Origin of the sequence: Paenibacillus maysiensis (genome assembly GCF_000520815.1) — a bacterium.
Taxonomy (GTDB): domain Bacteria; phylum Bacillota; class Bacilli; order Paenibacillales; family Paenibacillaceae; genus Paenibacillus; species Paenibacillus maysiensis.
In genome coordinates this window covers 1-619 of record NZ_ASRY01000198.1, presented here as the reverse complement: position 1 = coordinate 619, position 619 = coordinate 1, and the positions used below count along the sequence as shown (strand labels likewise).

1 protein-coding gene is annotated in these 619 nt (G+C 64.8%); it reads left to right on the top strand.

All coding sequences use genetic code 11. The features are described from left to right. Window positions 1–619: AMP-binding protein (locus L696_RS28615; RefSeq protein WP_155985395.1), on the top strand; the 619-nt coding region annotated here is incomplete at both ends.

Genomic DNA, 619 nt, shown 5'->3' with positions numbered 1-619 from the left:
CTACGCTGCGCGCAAGCGGCATCGGCCGGGAGACGATCGTCGGCATTCTCGCCGAGCGTTCGGTGGACTTGCTGGTGGCCGTGCTGGCCGTCTGGAAAGCGGGCGGGGCGTATGTGCCGCTCGACCCGGATTACCCGGCGGAGCGCGTGCGGTTCATGCTCGAAGACAGCGGAGCGAAGGTACTGCTGACGCAAACGCCGCTGCGAGAGCGTGCCGAAGCCTGGCTCGGCGAAGAGGAGCTGGCGCTGGCGGCGGTGCTGTACCTGGACGACGAAACTTCGTACAGCGAGGAGCGGACGAATGCCGACAGCTTCCATGAAGCCCCTCCAGAGGACCTGGCGTACGTGATCTACACGTCGGGAACGACGGGCAAGCCGAAGGGCGTGATGATCGAGCACCGCAGCCTGGTGAACACGGCGGCGGGCTACCGGCGGGAATACCGGTTGGATCAGTTCCCGGTGCGGCTGCTGCAGCTCGCAAGCTTCTCGTTTGACGTGTTCGTGGGAGATATCGCGCGGACGCTGTATAACGGAGGCACGATGGTGATTGTGCCGAAGGACGACCGGATCGATCCGTCTCGTCTGCACCACTGGATGGAGCGGGAGCGGGTCACCATCTT